The following is a 405-nucleotide window of genomic DNA, read 5'->3' on the forward strand; positions in this document are numbered from 1 at the left end:
GCTTGTAGCCGGGGCGAACGCGGTAGGCCGCGAGATGGCGCGAGTCCGGCGACCAGCTCAGTGTCGAAAAGACGTAGCCATTGTTTTCGGATCCATCCCGGCTCAGCGCAACATTCTGCAATCCATCCTTGCTGCGCAGCAAGACATTGTGGTTCCTTATATAGACGATCCATTTGCCGTCGGGCGAGACGCTCCTCTGGTCGGGGTTATTCTTAGCCGGGGGGGTGTAGTCGTGGCGGAGCTGAAAGTCCGGCGCGTCCACATCCAAGTTTGTGCTGGTGCAAACATAGCTTGCAACGTCGCAGCTCCACCGGACCTGCTTAATCAGGAAGTCGAGCCTGCGACCATCCTCGGTCAGTTCGAAACGCTCGAAGGGAAGATCGCCGGCCTGATAGCTCTTATGGC

General features: G+C 58.3%; 1 protein-coding gene. It reads right to left on the minus strand.

What is annotated here, in order from left to right; translation table 11 throughout:
* Positions 1-405, minus strand: a 405-nt coding sequence (locus AC0L17_RS34635; RefSeq protein ID WP_473519013.1) for a DPP IV N-terminal domain-containing protein, incomplete at both ends; no start/stop codon positions are given.

Source organism: Mesorhizobium sp. WSM4829, from assembly GCF_055811475.1.